Here is a 17,976-nt window from a genome sequence, read left to right on the forward strand (position 1 = left end):
ATAATATGATAAAAGTGATTTTAGTAGATGATCATCACATGATCAGAAATGGATTAAAGACTTTTTTAGAAGAAGAGGAAATTACAGTTGTTGGAGAGGCAATGAACGGCAAAGAAGGGCTTGAATTGATGAAATCGCATGAGATAGATCTTGTAGTGACAGATATTATGATGCCTGTTATGGATGGGATTGACTTCACTACTCAGTTAACAAAAGACTATCCTGAGGTCTCTGTATTGGCGTTAACCATGCTCAATGAACATCAAAATATAAAGCAAATGCTTTCGGCAGGTGCAAAAGGATATATTTTAAAAGACTGTACTCAAGAAGAGCTGATCAATGCGATCAAAACAGTATATGCTGGGGGGAATTATTATTCTAGCAGTGTCACACAGGTCATTATGCAGGGACTTTCCTCTAAACCAAAAATGAAAAAAAGAACCATTACTGACATCGCACTTACTGAAAGAGAATTGGAGGTGCTGCATTTGATTTGTAAAGAAAAGACAAACAAAGAAATGGCTGAAGAGCTTTTTGTGACTACTCGTACAATTGAGGCACATAAGAGAAATCTTATTGAAAAAACAGGCTGTAAAAATGTGGCAGGCTTAGTATTGTATGCAATAGAGAGAAATTTGTTTTCTGATTTGTAAAAATATGAAGAAGCTAGAGTAGAAGTATTTATTACTGTTATATGGAAGAAGGTTTTAATTGTAATATATAATTTATTCTTTTACTTTTAAGTACATATTTACAATTGAATCAATTTTATGAGAAATCTTATTTTAACTATTGTTTTTTTACTGGTTCAGCATATATCTTTTGGTCAGGATATTATCAAATTCACAAATAGTGAACAACAATCTTGTAAGGTCATTGAAATAACAGAAAGCCATATCAAATACAAAAAGTCGGAAAATTTGGAAGGCCCAGTTTACACTGTTTCTATAAGTGAGGTAGAAAACATTACTTATAAAAATGGTATGATAGAAAACTATTCAAAATTAAATGTAGGTGACTTGAATGAGCTTTTTTATAAGTTGACGAAGAGAAAGAATAAGGTTTTCGTCGATGCAAATGATGCAAATGCTATTATTCATGCTACTAACGAATTAAAAAAGTGGGGTTACTGGGGTATTGTAAAGGATAAAAAAGATGCCGATTTTATTCTGTTCTTCAATTTGACAAACGCACTTGACTTTTTTGGTAATGCAAGGTTTATTAATCCTGAAAATGATGAAATTATCAAACAAACTGAAAATGCTAATACTTTAGCAAATATGGATTTAAACCCTAAAAGAGGTGTAGTGAAAAAAATTGTAAGAAAAAGAATCAAACCTCTTTACAAGAATATCTAATTCTACGTGAAACACCAATAACAAAATCTTGGTTTTTCACCTAAAAATATACATCAATTAATACCGAATTTTACATTATTGAATACGTAAAGTAGTTAGACATAACATCAAGAATTGTAAAGTTTTAGTTAGTTGAGATTTAAAGGTCCGATTCGTGTTGAATCGGACTTTTTTAATGTTCAATTTCTACCTGTTACGTGATTCACGTAAGTTGAATAAGTGAATCTCTACTTTTGAAAACTGTAGTGATAACACAATATACAAGGGTGTTTGTTTTGAGATATTTGTATCAATGAAAACAAAATAAATAGAACATTATGTATAGAATAATATTAATCACAGGAGCTATTTCATTAGTAATTTTCTTTTTCTACTTAGCTTTAAAAAAGTAACCTCATTTGTTATGGTAAATTTATTCAAAAGACTCAATTTCAGAGCTATGATCATTATAATTCTTTGTAGTATCATTTTATTTTCCTGTAAAGGAAATGGCCCCGGAGATCAAAACATTGACAAGGAACTGAATCGGATTTCGTTAACCGATGATTATATTCCTTCGTTGGACTTTCAAGAAACAAGATATGTTTCGGCTTATTCCAATCTTTACTATAGAAGTGCAAAAACCAATGCCTATTGTACAGTGGTACTGAGCATAAGAAACACAAGCCTTACAGAGTCTATTTATGTAGATAAAGTAGACTATTATGACAGCTATGGCGAACTGCTGTCAAAGTTTGTGATGGACACCAATAAATTGAGGCCTTTAGAAACTAGAGAATTTGTTGTAGAATACAGTGATCAGGAAGGAGGATCGGGAGCTAATTTTATAGTAAATTACGGTGCCCAAAGTGAGTTGAAAGATTTACCAATCATTGAGGCAGTAAGTATTGGTCATGTCGGTAACAATGGTTTTGCTATCACCTCTCCTTCAAAAGTAATCTCATCTTTAAACACAAGTCAATGATAAAGTAAGGCTAACACCTTATTTTTTCACTTACAACATAAACTAAAATAAACTATATGCTAAGTAATGAAATCATTTTATTAATTGCTTTTTTCATAGCAGTAGGAATATTGCTCTACAACCCCAGTAAATATTATGGCATTCCCGCCGCCTTGATATTTATTGGGGTAGGCCTGTTTTTGGGCAATGACTCTGCTTCATCTTTTGCTTTTCATAATCCAACACAAACAGACTTGATCAGTCAGTTGGCTTTAGTGGTCATTATATTTGTGGGTGGTTTACATACCAATATAAAAGACATTAAACGAGTCTTTGCTGAGGGATTGTTATTATCCAATATTGGGGTATTTGTCACCACTTTTTCTCTGGGCTTTTTTGTAAGCCTAGTAACACCACTTTCTATTATTGAAGGATTGCTTTTGGGAGCAATTGTTTCTTCTACAGATGCCGCTGCAGTATTTGGTGTGTTGGAGTCTAAAAATATGAAAATGAAATACAACTCTGATAAAGTATTGGAGTTTGAATCAGCTACAAATGACCCTATGGCTTTAATATTGACATTGATTTTTGTAAGTATTATAAAGTCAGCAGGTGTAGAGGTCGTTTACTTAGATTATTTGACTTTTTTTGTACAACAGGTATTTGTAGGGTGTGGTTTATCTTTCTTTTTATATCTGATCATCAAATATATACTAGAGAAAATTCATTTTGTGGAAGAAGGGCTTATTCCTATATTTCTTTTATGTGCACTAATAGTGTTTCTAAAAGTCAATGATTTTCTGGGTGGAAATGCCTTGATTGGAGCTTATATTCTTGGAGTGATGTTGAATACTGTGGATTATCATTACAAAGACAATACACTTCATTTTTTTAATAGCATCTCTTGGTTGGCACAATCGATAATGTTCTTATTATTAGGACTTCAAATTAATCCAGTTGAATTACTTGAGATTATTCCATTGGCAATTCTTCCAGCCTTATTTTTGTTCTTAATTGCAAGACCATTGGGCGTTTTTACATCATACCTTCCAATGAGACAACCCTTTAAAAAACAAATATTTATTTCTTGGAGTGGATTGAAAGGAGCAACACCTATTGTTTTTGCTTTGATTCCTTTACTAGAAGATTTACAAAATGCAGAATTAATATTTTACATCGTTAGTTTTATCGTCTTCCTATCATTACTGATTCATCCGTTTTCAATGGAATGGGTGGCCAAGAAAACAAAGGTATTATTGTAATATGATGATGTTTTGAAAAGGCATATTTAAGGTGAATAGAATAACGGTCCTATTATAATGCATAAAAATAGGCTTTATACTTCTTCTTGAAGCATAAAGCCTATTCTATTCATTTATCAAAAGACAATCAACTATTTAGTCAAGTTATAAGTGTCTCTTGCAATCATCACTTCTTCGTTGGTAGGAATTACTGCAACTCTTACTTTTGAGTCATCCGCTGAAATCACAGCTTCTTCACCCATGGTTGCTTCATTTTTACTAGAGTCTAATTTGATACCTAGACCTTCCAAACCTTTAAGGATTTCTTTTCTTGCGTTGATGGCGTTTTCACCAATACCACCTGTGAAGATGATCGTTTCAAGCCCACCTAATGTTGCCATATAAGTACCAATGTATTTCTTTACATCGTAATGGAACATTCTTAATGCTAAATCAGCATCTTCGTTTCCTTTGCTTGCAGCAATAGATACATCTCTGTAGTCAGAAGAAACACCAGACACACCATATAAACCAGATTCTTTATTGATCAGATTGGAAATACCTTGGATATCTAAATCTTCGTGATCTGCAATAAATGGAATAACTCCTGGATCAATAGAGCCACATCTTGTACCCATCATCAAGCCGTCAGTAGGAGAGAAGCCCATTGATGTTTCAATTGATTTGCCATCCTCAATAGCAGCCAAAGAACTACCATTACCCAAATGACAAGTAATCATCTTGCTTGTTCTGTCCTCACCGTATAATTCTTTTGCACGGTCAGAAACATATTGATGTGATGTACCATGGAAACCATACTTTCTCAAACCATACTTCTTGAAGAAGCTGATCGGTAAGGCATATACTGCTCTTTGTTCTGGAATAGTGTGGTGGAATGCTGTATCAAATACTGCAACTTGTGGAATATTGCCAATAGCTTTTTCAATTGCCTCAACACCTTTAATGTTGGCAGGGTTGTGCAATGGGGCCAAATCAATACAAGACGTAATTCCGTGCATCACATCATCATTGATTAAAACACTTTTGGAGAAGGTAGAACCACCGTGTACAATTCTATGTCCAACGGCTGATAATTCGTCCAGTGAAGAAAGAATATTAAGCTTTTCATCTGTGATGATACTTAATAAAAATTCGATGCCTTTAGAGTGGTCAGGTATTGTTAATCGGATTAGTTCTTTATGTCCCTCGCTATTCTTGACTGTAATTGAAGCGTCTGGTAAACCAATTTTTTCTATCAAACCTTTTCCAATAACCTTTTCAGAAGGCATTTCAATGAGTTGGAACTTGATAGAAGAACTACCAGAGTTAAGTATGAGAATTTTCACTATAAATGCGTAGTAAATGATATAAAATTTTTCGTTGATCCAATATCCTAACTATCTCATACAATTACAGCGATAAAAATCACCCTTTTGCAAATGTTAAAAAGTAACAGGTGTAAAAGGGTGAAGTTTAAGAAATTTATACAATATTTTATGGTTTTATTTTAACTCCCATTAGTAATATATCGTCAATCTGTCTTCCAATAGAATTATTATTTGCATTTATCCAAGATTCATAGAAGTTTTCTAATGCAACCTTCTGTTGGAGCATAGGTTTTGACGAAACCATCAATATCAATTCTCTCAGTCTTTTGCTTGAAATCTTGCGGTCGTTTTCACCTCCAAACTGATCTTGATAGCCATCAGAGAAGAGATAAAATGAAGTTGCAGAGTTCAATGAAATAATATTTTCTTTAATGTTTATTTTTTTATTGAAAGAACCCAAGCTCAGACGTTCTCCTTTGAGGTGATAAATAGTATTATTCTGTACAAAAACCAATGGAGTATGAGCACCTGCAAAATGTACTTTCTGATTGGTTTTATCCCAAACCAATACACCCATATCCATACTATCTCTAATACTTGTACTTTCGTCCAGTTGAAGCATATTATGTAAGCTGGCATTCATCTCCAATAATATTCTAGCAGGGGATGTGATACCTCTTAGCTTGACAATTTGTTGCAAAAATCCATCACCAATCATAGACATCATGGCTCCAGGTACACCATGCCCTGTACAATCTGCTACAATCAAAATGGATTTATTTTCTTTCTTGTTTTCGTAAGTCCAGTAAAAATCACCTGACACTACATCTTTTGGTCTATACATCAAGAAGTATTCTTCCCACACCTTGCTTAAAGTCTCTTCGGCTGGAAGAATAGCACTTTGGATACGTTTGGCGTAATTAATACTATCTCTTAAGTTTTTGGTGGTTTTTTCGATTTGAATATTCTTTAGTTCCACCATATCCCTTTGAGCCGCAATTTCTTCATTTTGTTGCTCTAGTTCATCGTTCTTGTCATTCATGGCATTATTGAGCAACTGAAGTTTCTCCGTTTGTGCCATGATTTCCTCATTTTTAGAAGCGAGCTGAGTGGCTTGTGATTCAAGTTCCTCTTTTTGCTCCTCCAGTTCAGCGGTAGCATTTTGAAGCTCTAAAGTTCTTTCTTTTACTTTCAGTTCTAAAGTAGCTTTTGCATCGGCTTCGATTTGGAGCATTTGTTTGATGGCAACATTTTTCTCTTCTCTGTAGATTGCGTATTTCTTGCTCAATGCTGTAAATAGAAGTGTCACCATGATTACGTCTCCATATTCAAGAATTCTTGAAGTAAGAAGGTTGTCAGGGACCACACCTTTCATTCGCCCTACAAACAGTAAAAGAGCAGTAAGATAAATACTGAATGATGCAATATAGTAGCCAGCAAACCTATTGCCTCTCACATAGGATGTAATACCAACGCCCAACGCCAACATAGTAAAAGGAATTGACGTTCCTGTAACAATTTGGATGGCGGTATAGTAAGGTAAAAATAAAGCTCCTAATACGGCAATTACGCCAATCCCTAGCCCCCCATAGTTAAGTTTATGTGCTGTAGGTGACAGTCTTTTTAATCTTAAAAAATACAGGTTGAAACACGCAATACCCACCATCCAAATACCTATTGATAAAGGTGTGATTTTATTGGCCAAATAGATGTTGTTTGGAAATAAAAATTGGAAGGTGTGTCCTGATAAAGAAAAAGTAAATAATATTTTAGCGACGATTGGAATAGGGAAAATCAAGTAACTGATGTCTTTTGTAGGGAGATAGGTGATTAAACCTAATACAGCCATCATGACTAATATTCCAAAAAATAATCCGAAGCCTACTTCATATTTAGAATTGATTTCAGCAAATTTCCAAGGTCTGTACAGTCGCATTGGAATTTTTACGGAACCATCTGTTCTCACTTTAAAATACATGCTTGTGATGCCTTCTCCCTCCACTTGAAGAGGGAAAACATAATTGTGATGTTGTATAGGGCGATGGTTGAAACTTACATGATCTCCTGTTGCAACGTGATCAATCAATTTTCCATCTTTTACAACATAATAGTCAACATAATCGAGTGGGGCATAGTTTACTTCAACAAGCCAATCCGGTTTCATGGTCTTTTTCTCGTTCTCAATGTCCACTCTTACCCAATAGGTAGATTGACCATATTCAAAGCTTACATAAGAACTGTTGTTCCATGCCGTAAATTTTGAAAAAGTTGGGCTCGAAATCTGAGCAAAGTCCATTTCATTTGTAGGATCAATGTAGTAGTAGGCGTTTGAAGCAGCATTCACATAAGGTTTTGATTCCTCTAAAGTGAGTTTGCGTTCATTTATGCCTGCAAGTGAAGTAATCGCATATAGCATCCCTATGCATGCGAAGCAAAACTTAAGCATATCAATTATGTTTGAGTTTAATGTAGTCTAAACAGTAAAAATTGGCTTATTAATTAACTTACAAGATGAGGATTTGATTTAATAATACCAATATTTAATTTGATTATTTTAACTTTGAACCTAAGAATTAACAAACCATCTTGTTAAGCTATTTATTTCCCAAACCTTAAAAAAATGCTAATGAAAGGTGATTTATGGCTGTTTAATCCTCATTGTGAGTTATCTATACTCAAGGAACAGCAACATTATACCCCACCTAAAATGATTAAGAAAGTACAAAATGACCTTTCTGTTCTAATGATGTGGTTAGCCAACAATAATGACAGTATTTTGATGGTGAATAATAAGGTAAATAAAGAATGGTATTCAAGAATGCAAAGTGTTGTGGGGATAAATATAAATTTTGTAACACCTAAAAGTATAAAAGAGCAGAAAATTACCTTTAAAGGAGTCAAAACATGGGGGAAATCACCTAGTATTATATCAGATTTACATTTTTTGGACCCAACCTATGCTCCATTTTATCAATGGGATAAACATCTTAAACCAATTTTTCATCGGCAATTTGGTTACAATGTTTTGAGTTATATAATTGATAGTAAATTATTTAACTTATTGTGTAAGGCTTCGTTAGGAAGTTTTTGTTCCTCATTTGGGGATGCTCAGAAGCAGATTGAAAAAACGTTTACATCAAATCCGTATGGTGTAATAATGAAACTCCCTTATAGTTCCTCAGGTAGAGGGATATTAGTACTCAAAAGAAATGAAATTACACCAAGTGTACAGACATGGATAGAAAGTGCTATTAATCAGCAAGGTAGCCTTTTGGTGGAGCCTCTATTAATAAAGGAGTTTGACTTTTCTCTTCTATTCAAAAAGTACAATAATAAGGTTGAATTTTTAGGAGGAACATCTTTTCTAGCAGGCCTAACGGGGCAATATTTTGGTTCTGAATTAAATCGATTTAAAAAACGTTTTTCCAGTCAAGAATGGGAAAGTATTTTGAAATCTGTAGATCTCATCAAAAATAAAGTAAAAGATGAAAAAACATTAGAAGGCTACTTTGGTATTGACGCATTGGTGTTTCGAGACAGTAATGGAGAAAGAGTCATTCATCCATGTATAGAGATTAATCCTCGTTACACGATGGGACATATCACGTTGCGTTTAGAAAAAGTGGTGCCTTCAAGTAAAAAAGCCGAGTGGCGGATCATTACCAAACACGAGGTTAAAGACTTCAAGACTTTTCAAGAAGAAATGGAAGTAAAGTACCCATTGGCTATAAAACATCAAAAAGTTCAATCTGGATTTTTACCTTTGGTTGATGTAAATTTGGTGCAAAATTATTATGCATACCTCTTAGTAGAAGATGAAGAAATATAGATTAAAACTGACAACAATGGAATTTCGCTTTTTGCAGAGTATTTTGATTCGACTAGCAGAGGCTTATAAAAATAAATTACCAGATGATATTGCTCATCAACTCCTTATAGAACTTTATGAGAGTAGGTTTAATGTATCAGTCGTGGATCAAAACTTAGAAAAAACGCTAGTTTTAAATCGTTCTGTAGTTTTGGCATTCCACCATTTCTTAAATGAAATTCCACTTTCTGGTGATGCCGACTTATTGAGGAATCAACTTTTTAATCAGTTTGATGTGTTTTTGCAGGGGTAGATATACTAAAAAGTATAGTGGTAGCTGATGTGGAATACAATTTTTGAGGCTAAAGTTTTTACTCTAAAAGAGCTTTTCCAAAATGCAGAATACTTTCTTTTAAATCTTTATGTTCTAATGAATGACCACTATTCTTGATAATGTTGATTTCAGAATGTGGGAATAAACTCTTAAGCTTTAAAGCAGATGCAGCAGGTGTAACTAGGTCATTTCTGCCGTGTGTAATATAAATCGGAAAGTCAAATACTATATTTTCGAAGAGGTGTTCTACTTCTTGTCCATTGATTAATAAAGGGACATTGAGGAAATAATGGTTTTCAATTTTCGCACAAGCAATGGCTTGAGGGGAGGCTTGCCACTGATTGAAATCTTCAAAAACGGGATCAGGATGTTCCGAAGTGAATGCTTCCCATAATAACCATTTTGTTGAATACTGCTCAACCAATTCAGGTTTCTGAAGTTTCTTTTGATAATCTAAAAATAAGGACTGTGGTGTATTTATAGGAGAGGTGTCAAACAGCTTAGAAAAGATATCGGAATACATAACGGGAGCCGTGTCTTTATACAGCCAATTGATCTCTTGTTGATTGCAAAAGAAAATCCCCCATAAGTTCAGTCCTCTGACTTGCTGAGGATGAAAATAGGAATAGGCTAACGCTAAAGTTGAGCCCCAGCTTCCGCCAAAAATATACCATGAAGAAATATGCAGATGTTGTCTGATTTGTTCAAGGTCTTTGACTAAAAATTCAATACTATTGTTTTTAAGACTTCCTAAGGGTTTGCTTTTCCCTGCACCTCTTTGATCTATGCCGATAAGTCTAATATTCTGTAAAGAGGGGAGTAGTAAATGATAGTCAGTATCTAGCCCAGCACCTGGGCCTCCATGCAAATACAAAACAGGCATCCCCATAGGATGCCCAATTTGTTCATAATATATAGAATGACCGTCTTCGGTCTCATAATAACCTACATCGTAAGGATTCATTGGGTATTAGTCTGGCTTGATTTCTTCTAATTCGTCCACTTCCATGATCCACTCTTCCCAAGTCTCCGTTACTTCTTCTAAATCCTCCTTCACTTGAGCATAAGTAGCATTCACTTCTGCTAATTTATCAGGATTTCCGAAAACTTCAGGATCTGCTAAAGAAGATTCTATTTCTTCTTTCTTTTCTTCAAGCTCCATCACTTTTTCTTCCGCCTTTTCCATTTCCTGCTTGGCTTTCTTATAACGTTTCTGCCATTCCTTCAGCTCATTATTAGACATCTTTTTCTTCTTGTTTTTTTTCTCTTTTGGCTGATCTTCCTCATCCAATTGAGCTAGTAAAGCATTCTCTTCCTCCATTTTCTTTTTCCAGTCTACCCATTCCGCATAAGTACCTGGGTATTCTTTCAATTTGCCATTTTCGATGTACCAGATCTTATTGGCTACTCTAGAGATAAAGTGTCTATCATGGGATACGACCAAATAGGTACCCAAATATTGTTGTAAAGCTTGGATAAGGATATTTACAGAAGGAATATCCAAGTGGTTGGTCGGTTCGTCAAGCATTAAGAAGTTGGCTTCAGAAATCAACGTTTTTGCTAATGCCACTCTTGATTTCTCTCCACCGGAAAGGACTTTAATTCTTTTGAAAATTTCATCTCCACCGAATAAGAAACAGCCTAGAACACTTCTCAATTCTTGTTCTGTTTTCTCAGAACCGGCTTGTTTTAATTCATCAAGGATTTCATTTTCTACATTCAGGTCTTCCAATTGATGCTGAGCGTAGAAAGCAGTAATAACGTTATGACCGCCTTTTCTTTCTCCTTTGTCAGCACCTTCACGACCACTGATCAAACGTAATAAAGTGGATTTACCTTTACCATTGGCACCAATTAATGCGATTTTATCACCTCTCATCAGTGTCAAGTCAGCGCCTTTGAAAATGACTTTATTACCATAGGCTTTATCAAAGTCTTTGATTTCGCTAATGACTTTACCCGGTTGCTGAGTGAACTTGAAATCCATATTGATTTCCGGATTGTCATCTCTAACATCCTCAATCATGTCCATTTTATCCAGCATTTTCACTCTGGACTGTACTTGCTTGGCTTTCGTAGCTTTGGATCTGAATCGCTCAATAAAGCGTTCCGTTTCTTTTATTTTTTGTTGCTGATTTTCATAAGCATTCTTCTGAAGTTCAGCTCTTTCTTTCTTTGCTTCAAGATAGTAAGAATAGTTGCCTGGATAAGAAGTCAATCTGCCCGAGGAAACTTCCACCGTTTGATTGATGGCTCTATCCAAGAATTCTCTATCATGGGAAACGATCAATACAGCACCTTCATACGTAGATAGATAGTTCTCAATCCACTGAATAGAAGGGAGGTCAAGGTGGTTGGTAGGCTCATCAAGCATTAGAACATCAGGCTTCATCAATAGTAATTTACCTAACATTACTCTCATTCTCCATCCACCAGAGAAACTGTAAAGAGGTTGTTCCATTTCCTCATCTTTAAAACCTAAACCGGCAAGAATTGTCTCCGCTTTAGATTTTATAGTATAGCCCTCCATCGATTCAAATTTCTCTTGGAGGCCTGCTAATTTTTCAACTAATTCCTCTTTATAATCAGTTTCCATTTCATGAAGAATTTCATCAATTTGCTCCTGAATTTTCAAAACAGGACCAAAAGCTTCCATGGCCACATGAAGAATAGACTCTTCTGTTTGATAAGATAATAGATCTTGATTGAGGAAACCAATTGTACACTCCTTAGGCATTGAGATTTGTCCCTCGTCAGGAGTGAAATCACCATTAATAAGTTTCAGAAGCGTTGTTTTACCCGCACCATTATGCCCAACTATACCTATTCTGTTTTTTGGGTAAACAGTCAATGAGGCATTTTTATACATTGTACGACTTCCGAAATAGAAGGAAACATTACTTATCGATAACATATTATTTTGTAGGTAATTTTATAAAGATTCAGAAAAGTAGGGCATGGTATACATTTTACATTTCTGAAGTTTAATAATCTTGATTGTTGAAAAAATATTTTATAAATGAATCAAAAGTTTATCACTTGTCTATTACTCATCGCTTGATGAATGTCTCTGTAGCCACGTAGCCTGCTACGTGTTTTTGTGCGAGAATAAAAGATGTTGTTTTGTATTATTACTTTTACAGTAAAATTCATCTATACTCATCTTCCATTATTTAGCGTAGCAGTCTACGCTTCTACAGGGCATTAGTAGTTCAATTTAAACTTTCAAGTATGAACCATTGATTCAATTGTTTGTTGAAAGTGAGTAACTTACAAGCTCACCTCAAAAACTTAATTACAATATATAAAAAAAGACCTATAACACTGACGGCTATAGGTCTTCTTTAGTCTTACAAGAAGTAAATTATTTTACTTTCTCGATTACTGCTTTGAATGCTTCAGGGTGGTTCATAGCAAGGTCTGCAAGAACTTTACGGTTCAATTCAACACCTGACTTGTTCACTTTACCCATGAATACAGAGTAAGACATATCACCGTACATACGAGTCGCAGCGTTGATACGAGCGATCCATAAAGCACGGAAGTTTCTTTTCTTTTGTTTACGACCAACGTAAGCGTAGCTCCATCCTTTTTCAACGGCATTTTTAGCTACTGTCCAAACGTTTTTACGAGCACCATAATATCCTTTTGAGAATTTTAAGATGTTCTTTCTTCTAGCGCGAGACGCGACGTGGTTGACCGATCTAGGCATTTTTTTCTAATTTTAATAAGTTTTGTAATACAATTTGGTTGATTTGATAAATGTGACTGCTTGGTATTATAACCAAAGCATTTTCTTCACGTTTACTGTATCAGCCTTGTCTACCTCACCCATTAAAGTTAGGTTACGCTTTTGCTTAGTAGTCTTTTTCGTTAAGATGTGAGACTTGTAAGCGTGCTTTCTTCTGATCTTGCCAGTACCTGACAACTTGAAACGTTTTTTCGCTCCAGATTTTGTTTTAACCTTTGGCATTTTACCTTTCAGTTATTTAGAGCCTGAACCCTAAAGGTGAAACATTTATTTAATTTACTGATTACCTACGGCAGCCAATCGCCTCGGTATCTCAGTTGCATTTTTTATGAAAAAACACAAAAAATGCATGCCTGAATAAATTCAAGCATGCAAATGTATAAATAATTATTGTAAGTTCAATACTTCAATAACTTATATTTACTTTTTTGGGACATTTGGAGAGATGAACATGATCATTCTTCTACCTTCTACACGCATTCCGCCTTCTACTTTACCATGTTCTTTGATGTTCTCTGCAAAGTCTTTCAATAATTGCTTTCCTCTATCTTTATAGATAATAGTACGGCCATGGAAGTGAACATAAGCTTTCACCTTATTCCCTTCACCAAGGAATTTGATGGCGTGCTTTGTTTTGAAGTCTAAATCGTGTTTGTCAGTGTTAGGACCAAAACGAATTTCTTTTACGACCGTTTTGGAAGCTTTAGCTTTTAATTCTTTTTCACGCTTCTTTTGTTCGTATTTGAACTTCGAGTAATCTATGATTTTACAAACTGGGGGTTTAGCGTTCGGAGAAATCTCTACTAAGTCTAATCCTAAGCTTTCTGCTTTACGGAATGCCTCGTCTCTTGAGTATACTCCATTTTCTACATTGTCACCCACTAATCGTACTTCTTTGACTCTGATTTGGTGGTTTGTTCTGTGCGAGTCTTTTGCCATCTAGGTCGTAATTATGTTAAAATTTTATCAAAAATTAGGTTAATTAGTGTAACTTTACACCCATAACCGTTATCAATTAAAAGAGAATAATATCTTCTCGGTGCTAAGGTAACAACTTTATTACTTCTATGTTATAAAAATTAATAGAAAAGTTAGAAAACATCTATTTTTTGTATAAACACACAAACATTAACAGATATGTTGACCAATTTAATGAAAAAAACAATCCTGCTATCAATTATTATTGCTCTCTTCGGGTGCGAGAAAACGTCTGATCCTGTAGGTACTAATCCTGTTCAGGATAAGGTCTATTTACAGGGGCTTATGAGTGCTTGGTATTTATGGAACGACGAACTTCCTTCAATTGATATTGATGACTATTCCACGCAAGACGAGATGCTATTGGCCTTGAGAAATGAGCAGGACAAGTGGAGTTTAATTCAAAGCAAAGCGGATTATGATGCTTATTATGGTTCTGGACAAGTAACTTCTGGAGACGAAGGTGCACATGGTATTTATATGAACTATATCTCTGAACAAGATTTATACATCCGTTTTTCTTACCCTGGATCAAAAGCGTATGAGGCAGGTTTAAGGAGAGGTACACGTATTAAAAGTATCAATGGCTTACAAGTGAGTGATGCCAATTCTGATCAGATCAATAGCTCATTAGGAAAAAACTTAAAAGGAGTTGAAAATACTTTTGAGATTACAATTCCTTCTATCACAAAGTATGTTGATGGAGAAAAGGTTGAAGTGAGTGCTCAAAGAGATACAACAATTACAATAGCAAAAGAAGAGCTTATCATTCAGCCTGTTTTACTTTCAGAAGTGATCGAATTGCCAGACGGTAAAAAGGTAGGACACTTGGTGTTCAAATCATTTATTGAAACAGCAGAGGAAGCTTTAGCCAATGCATTTGCAGAGTTCAAAAGTGAAGGTGTTACAGAATTAGTACTTGATTTAAGATACAATGGCGGTGGTAGAGTGAATATTGCTAGTCAGATTGCAGGTTACGTTCTTCCATCCTCAGCAAGTGGAAAAGAACTTTTCAAATATCAACACAATCCTTTACAGTCTGCAGAATATGATGAAAGCCAGAATGTTGAATTGATGCCTTCTAATCTCAACTTAGAGAGAATTTTTATTTTTGGCGAAGGAGGAACAGCGTCTTCTTCGGAGTTGGTGATCAATAGTTTGAAGCCTTACATGGATGTGCAATTATTAGGGCAGAATACATATGGAAAGCCAGTAGGTAGTTATGCTTTTGTCAATGAAAGCAATAATGCTTATGTCTATTCTATTATTTCTCTTCGTATTCTTAATGCCAATGGAGAAGGTAACTATTTCGATGGTCTTCCAGTTGATCAATTGGTAGAAGATAATGTGATGTATGATTGGGGTGACGTGAATGAGCCAATGTTGTACCAAGCACTTTATAAAATTGAACACGGTACTTACGACCTTCCAGTAATTGCAAGTGCAAGAATGAATGAAGTTAATTTGGAACACAAAAATAAAGCTTTCAAAAAAGCAGAGCCGAAAGAGGAAATTTTCAATACAATCATGATGTTGAAAAAGTAATTTGTCTGCTTAAAAAAATGAAAGGGCTTCTGATGAAATAATTTCAGAAGCCCTTTTTTTCATTCCCTTATCTAATAGCAGAATGAAATAATATCTTTAATCGTAAAAACCTATGCAAAGGTTGAAATAGTAAACCTTAAGAACTCATCTTTGAATTCCATATAATCATTGGCAAGGTTGTCTAGTTTTTCTTTGAAATAATGGTACTTTTCAAAAGTTTCCTCATTCATTTCCTTGTTGTTATCCTTCCCAATTAATGAATTATCAAATTCTTCGACCTCGTTTAGAATCTCTTGTGCGATTTTATTAAGGTTTGCATTTAATGTTTTAAAGTTTTGAAGTTTATTTTCTTGGTAATCACTAATTTCCCTTTCTAATAAACTGTCTAATCTAATGTGTAATAACTTTATCTCATTGAGGTAGAAATTAATTTCGTTTTCCCAAAATCGGATTTCATTTTTCACATCAGAAATGTACTGTAGTAAACTAATGGTCATCTTTCTGAAGGGTTAATTGTTTAATAATTTTATACTATAAAACGAGAGAATTTTTTTTGAGGTTGTCTTTATTAATTTTTATTGTTTGAAAAGCCAAAATAATGAACTAAATCTGAAGTGATTTATCTCTTGATTAATAATAAAAACACCCACGCGGAAAGTGAACTTTTAATTAGTTTACTGAAATTGTTTTCTGAAAAATAGACCTGGATTTATGTCTATTGAAGCGCTATATCTACTTTCATGGAGGTTGACGGCCAATCCAAATTGATTACCCTTCTTGTCTAAACCAATTCGAACTCTTTGTACACTACTTAAATGCCCTATGTCAGAAAAAGCTGAAAAAAGCTCTAAACTAGAGTACAATTTCCATTGTTTGTTGAGGTCAGGTGTAAAACGGAGAATGGAAAACCAGCTGTAGAGTAATTCATTATTGATGTTGATGGAGGGCAAAGCGTAAATGACAAATTTCTTAGAAGCTTTGAAATAATGAACACCAGCATCAACTCCTGCATTATTGGAGGAAATCCGACCAAGTACCGTTCCTCCAAAACCAGAGTTTGTAGTGTAATTCAAATAAGCACCTGTAAAAAGGTCAGTTTTATTTTCATCATATTAAGCAGTTGCTCTTGCCCTGGAGAAGAGAGAAAACTTCTGATTGTTTTCAAAGAATTTCAGATACTGAGCATCTATGAAAACTCGTTGACTGCCAGCCATCACTTCAAAGCTTTGAGCCAATAAAGAAGAACCAAATAGACTGAATAGGATGAAAAATAAAACTTTCATAATAATGAATAAATTATTTTGAGAAATGTTAGTTAGAAAGCTGTTCCACTACCAATTTCGCGGCAGCAGCACCTGAGTTTTGTTGTTGTCCTGTAATGAGGTTCCCATCTTCAATTGCGAAAGAACTGAAAGGAGCAGCTACTTTGAATGTAGTATTGGGAAGTTTTCGAGCTTCTTCTTCAATCCAATAAGGCTGAATTTTCTGGCCAACAGCATTATCGGCATATTCCTCTTCAGCATTTGCAAAACCCGTCCAGGTTTTACCATCTACAATCAGTTGTCCGTCAGATTTTTTAGCTTCGAGCAATAACGTTGCGGAATGACAAACGGCGGTGCTTGGTTTCCCAGCTTCATAAAAAGCAGCAAAAAGTTTTTCCAAGTCTTTATTTCCTTTAAACGTATACATTGGCCCTTGACCACCCACAAGGAAAATGGCATCATAAGCATGGGCATCTACATCTTTCAGTTTTTTTGTCGTTTCCAACATTTCATTAAACCAGTCTGTTTGCAGGTATCCGAGTGAAATCACATCATGAGCAGCATAACCACTGGCATCTGTGGGATTGGAATAACTGTCCATCTCAATTTTTCCACCTTCGGTAGAAACTAATTCAACTTCATAGCCTGCTTCTTGAAAAACATACAAAGGGTGAGTGAGTTCTGCAGCCCAAAAGCCTATGGGCCAACCTGTTTGTTTTGATACCGTAGGACTGCTGGCTACCATTAATATTTTTCCTTTGAAAGGCATGCCATGAGCGTGAACATAATGATTACTTTCTTTTACTTTTGAATTCATTTTGTGATGGTGTTTAGGGTTGATAGGTGATTGTGAAAATACTGGGTTTAGTGTGATGAAAAACAGGATTATAAAGAGAAAAGCAAGAGTTTTCATTTTGTGTAGAGTTTAAGTGAATAATGAATGATACAAAGTTATTTTTTATACTTACCTTAGGCAATATACTTACTCAATAGAGAGGTACTTACTTTTTGGAAAGTATGGATAAAAACTACTATTATGCCTGATTTCATTTATAACAATAAAGTGTATTATAACCCCGTGGAGTTTGCAATGGATAGAATCGGGGGGACTTGGAAGATGCCAATCCTTTGGAGGCTGAAAGAAAGAGTGTTCCGGTTTGGAGAACTGAAAAAGGATATTCCACACATCACCGATAAAATGCTGACAACCCAGTTGAGGCAGTTGGAAGCGGAAGGTTTTGTTGATCGTAAAGTCTATCCGGTGGTGCCTCCAAAAGTTGAATATTCAATCACAGAGAAAGGAATGACGGCTATTCCTATCATTGAGCACATTCGTAACTATGGGCTGGAATTAATGGCGATGGAAGGCATTGATCATAAGAAAAAGGGATGATTGCCTAATGGATCTATCAAGTGATGTCGATTAAT

At 34.9% G+C, this 17,976-nt stretch carries 19 protein-coding genes; 8 read left to right on the forward strand and 11 right to left on the reverse strand.

Going from position 1 to position 17,976, the window contains the following annotated elements:
• The first annotated feature begins 5 nt into the window (after nt 1-5).
• The 4 genes from AVL50_RS28170 (at nt 6) to AVL50_RS28185 (ending at nt 3,563) form a co-directional block, all read left to right on the forward strand.
• Entirely contained in the window at nt 6-653 is a 648-nt protein-coding gene (locus AVL50_RS28170; RefSeq protein ID WP_062620658.1) for a response regulator transcription factor, read from the forward strand.
• A gap of 117 nt (nt 654-770) precedes the next feature.
• Complete coding sequence (locus AVL50_RS28175; RefSeq protein ID WP_062620659.1) at nt 771-1,358, forward strand: hypothetical protein; 588 nt, start codon at nt 771-773, stop codon at nt 1,356-1,358.
• Nucleotides 1,359-1,797: 439 nt separating this feature from the next.
• On the forward strand, nt 1,798-2,322 hold the full coding sequence (locus AVL50_RS28180) for a DUF3124 domain-containing protein (protein ID WP_172826942.1): 525 nt from the start codon (nt 1,798-1,800) through the stop codon (nt 2,320-2,322).
• A gap of 56 nt (nt 2,323-2,378) precedes the next feature.
• Nucleotides 2,379-3,563, forward strand: coding sequence for a potassium/proton antiporter (locus AVL50_RS28185; RefSeq protein ID WP_062620663.1), 1,185 nt, complete (start codon nt 2,379-2,381; stop codon nt 3,561-3,563).
• A 131-nt stretch (nt 3,564-3,694) separates the two neighbouring features.
• On the opposite strand, the gene AVL50_RS28190 is transcribed toward AVL50_RS28185, so the two are convergent.
• The gene (locus tag AVL50_RS28190; RefSeq protein WP_062620664.1) at nt 3,695-4,888 is read right to left on the reverse strand and encodes an acetate/propionate family kinase; all 1,194 of its coding nucleotides are present in this window, start codon (nt 4,886-4,888) and stop codon (nt 3,695-3,697) included.
• A 148-nt stretch (nt 4,889-5,036) separates the two neighbouring features.
• Nucleotides 5,037-7,316, reverse strand: coding sequence for a 7TM-DISM domain-containing protein (locus tag AVL50_RS28195; protein ID WP_082796039.1), 2,280 nt, complete (start codon nt 7,314-7,316; stop codon nt 5,037-5,039).
• A 180-nt stretch (nt 7,317-7,496) separates the two neighbouring features.
• Between AVL50_RS28195 and AVL50_RS28200 the strand changes: the two genes are divergently transcribed.
• On the forward strand, nt 7,497-8,699 hold the full coding sequence (locus AVL50_RS28200; protein WP_157491637.1) for a hypothetical protein: 1,203 nt from the start codon (nt 7,497-7,499) through the stop codon (nt 8,697-8,699).
• A complete protein-coding gene (locus AVL50_RS28205) occupies nt 8,686-8,991 on the forward strand; it encodes a hypothetical protein (RefSeq protein ID WP_062620679.1) in 306 nt (101 codons plus the stop codon). Before AVL50_RS28200 ends, AVL50_RS28205 begins: the two co-directional genes overlap by 14 nt.
• Before the next feature lie 58 nt (nt 8,992-9,049).
• On the opposite strand, the gene AVL50_RS28210 is transcribed toward AVL50_RS28205, so the two are convergent.
• From AVL50_RS28210 to infC, 5 genes are all read right to left on the reverse strand, one after another.
• Nucleotides 9,050-9,976 carry an alpha/beta fold hydrolase gene (locus AVL50_RS28210; RefSeq protein ID WP_062620680.1) on the reverse strand — a complete coding sequence of 309 codons (927 nt, stop codon included), beginning with the start codon at nt 9,974-9,976 and terminating at the stop codon, nt 9,050-9,052.
• A 6-nt stretch (nt 9,977-9,982) separates the two neighbouring features.
• Entirely contained in the window at nt 9,983-11,926 is a 1,944-nt protein-coding gene (locus AVL50_RS28215; protein WP_062620682.1) for an ABC-F family ATP-binding cassette domain-containing protein, read from the reverse strand.
• 450 nt (nt 11,927-12,376) lie between these two features.
• The gene (rplT, locus tag AVL50_RS28220; RefSeq protein ID WP_062620685.1) at nt 12,377-12,724 is read right to left on the reverse strand and encodes a 50S ribosomal protein L20; all 348 of its coding nucleotides are present in this window, start codon (nt 12,722-12,724) and stop codon (nt 12,377-12,379) included.
• A 66-nt stretch (nt 12,725-12,790) separates the two neighbouring features.
• A complete protein-coding gene (gene rpmI / locus AVL50_RS28225; RefSeq protein WP_044200946.1) occupies nt 12,791-12,985 on the reverse strand; it encodes a 50S ribosomal protein L35 in 195 nt (64 codons plus the stop codon).
• Between the two features lie 198 nt (nt 12,986-13,183).
• Nucleotides 13,184-13,702, reverse strand: a complete 519-nt coding sequence (gene infC, locus AVL50_RS28230; protein ID WP_044200944.1) for a translation initiation factor IF-3 — start codon at nt 13,700-13,702, stop codon at nt 13,184-13,186.
• 213 nt (nt 13,703-13,915) lie between these two features.
• Between infC and AVL50_RS28235 the strand changes: the two genes are divergently transcribed.
• The gene (locus AVL50_RS28235; protein ID WP_172826943.1) at nt 13,916-15,286 is read left to right on the forward strand and encodes a S41 family peptidase; all 1,371 of its coding nucleotides are present in this window, start codon (nt 13,916-13,918) and stop codon (nt 15,284-15,286) included.
• Between the two features lie 110 nt (nt 15,287-15,396).
• On the opposite strand, the gene AVL50_RS28240 is transcribed toward AVL50_RS28235, so the two are convergent.
• The 4 genes from AVL50_RS28240 to AVL50_RS28250 all read right to left on the reverse strand — a co-directional run bounded on the left by AVL50_RS28240 (nt 15,397) and on the right by AVL50_RS28250 (nt 17,365).
• On the reverse strand, nt 15,397-15,783 hold the full coding sequence (locus AVL50_RS28240; protein ID WP_062620688.1) for a hypothetical protein: 387 nt from the start codon (nt 15,781-15,783) through the stop codon (nt 15,397-15,399).
• A 177-nt stretch (nt 15,784-15,960) separates the two neighbouring features.
• A complete protein-coding gene (locus AVL50_RS28245; RefSeq protein WP_062620690.1) occupies nt 15,961-16,359 on the reverse strand; it encodes a hypothetical protein in 399 nt (132 codons plus the stop codon).
• 39 nt (nt 16,360-16,398) lie between these two features.
• Nucleotides 16,399-16,569, reverse strand: coding sequence for a hypothetical protein (locus AVL50_RS33165; protein ID WP_157491638.1), 171 nt, complete (start codon nt 16,567-16,569; stop codon nt 16,399-16,401).
• A gap of 28 nt (nt 16,570-16,597) precedes the next feature.
• The gene (locus tag AVL50_RS28250) at nt 16,598-17,365 is read right to left on the reverse strand and encodes a type 1 glutamine amidotransferase domain-containing protein (RefSeq protein ID WP_062621073.1); all 768 of its coding nucleotides are present in this window, start codon (nt 17,363-17,365) and stop codon (nt 16,598-16,600) included.
• A gap of 219 nt (nt 17,366-17,584) precedes the next feature.
• Between AVL50_RS28250 and AVL50_RS28255 the strand changes: the two genes are divergently transcribed.
• Nucleotides 17,585-17,941, forward strand: coding sequence for a helix-turn-helix domain-containing protein (locus AVL50_RS28255; protein WP_062620691.1), 357 nt, complete (start codon nt 17,585-17,587; stop codon nt 17,939-17,941).
• Nucleotides 17,942-17,976 lie beyond the last annotated feature (35 nt).

Origin of the sequence: Flammeovirga sp. SJP92, from assembly GCF_001583495.1 — a bacterium.
Lineage (GTDB): Bacteria > Bacteroidota > Bacteroidia > Cytophagales > Flammeovirgaceae > Flammeovirga.

What these genes read in the sequence shown, in the direction of transcription:
- AVL50_RS28240 (WP_062620688.1), bottom strand. Translation starts at nt 15,783, where the DNA reads ATGACCATTAGTTTACTACAGTACATTTCTGATGTGAAAAATGAAATC.
- infC (WP_044200944.1), bottom strand. Translation starts at nt 13,702, where the DNA reads ATGGCAAAAGACTCGCACAGAACAAACCACCAAATCAGAGTCAAAGAA.
- AVL50_RS28180 (WP_172826942.1), top strand. Translation starts at nt 1,798, where the DNA reads ATGATCATTATAATTCTTTGTAGTATCATTTTATTTTCCTGTAAAGGA.
- AVL50_RS28185 (WP_062620663.1), top strand. Translation starts at nt 2,379, where the DNA reads ATGCTAAGTAATGAAATCATTTTATTAATTGCTTTTTTCATAGCAGTA.
- AVL50_RS28175 (WP_062620659.1), top strand. Translation starts at nt 771, where the DNA reads ATGAGAAATCTTATTTTAACTATTGTTTTTTTACTGGTTCAGCATATA.
- AVL50_RS28205 (WP_062620679.1), top strand. Translation starts at nt 8,686, where the DNA reads ATGAAGAAATATAGATTAAAACTGACAACAATGGAATTTCGCTTTTTG.
- rpmI (WP_044200946.1), bottom strand. Translation starts at nt 12,985, where the DNA reads ATGCCAAAGGTTAAAACAAAATCTGGAGCGAAAAAACGTTTCAAGTTG.
- AVL50_RS28215 (WP_062620682.1), bottom strand. Translation starts at nt 11,926, where the DNA reads ATGTTATCGATAAGTAATGTTTCCTTCTATTTCGGAAGTCGTACAATG.
- AVL50_RS28200 (WP_157491637.1), top strand. Translation starts at nt 7,497, where the DNA reads ATGAAAGGTGATTTATGGCTGTTTAATCCTCATTGTGAGTTATCTATA.
- AVL50_RS33165 (WP_157491638.1), bottom strand. Translation starts at nt 16,569, where the DNA reads ATGAAAGTTTTATTTTTCATCCTATTCAGTCTATTTGGTTCTTCTTTA.
- AVL50_RS28210 (WP_062620680.1), bottom strand. Translation starts at nt 9,976, where the DNA reads ATGAATCCTTACGATGTAGGTTATTATGAGACCGAAGACGGTCATTCT.
- AVL50_RS28235 (WP_172826943.1), top strand. Translation starts at nt 13,916, where the DNA reads ATGAAAAAAACAATCCTGCTATCAATTATTATTGCTCTCTTCGGGTGC.
- rplT (WP_062620685.1), bottom strand. Translation starts at nt 12,724, where the DNA reads ATGCCTAGATCGGTCAACCACGTCGCGTCTCGCGCTAGAAGAAAGAAC.
- AVL50_RS28195 (WP_082796039.1), bottom strand. Translation starts at nt 7,316, where the DNA reads ATGCTTAAGTTTTGCTTCGCATGCATAGGGATGCTATATGCGATTACT.
- AVL50_RS28255 (WP_062620691.1), top strand. Translation starts at nt 17,585, where the DNA reads ATGCCTGATTTCATTTATAACAATAAAGTGTATTATAACCCCGTGGAG.
- AVL50_RS28170 (WP_062620658.1), top strand. Translation starts at nt 6, where the DNA reads ATGATAAAAGTGATTTTAGTAGATGATCATCACATGATCAGAAATGGA.
- AVL50_RS28250 (WP_062621073.1), bottom strand. Translation starts at nt 17,365, where the DNA reads ATGAATTCAAAAGTAAAAGAAAGTAATCATTATGTTCACGCTCATGGC.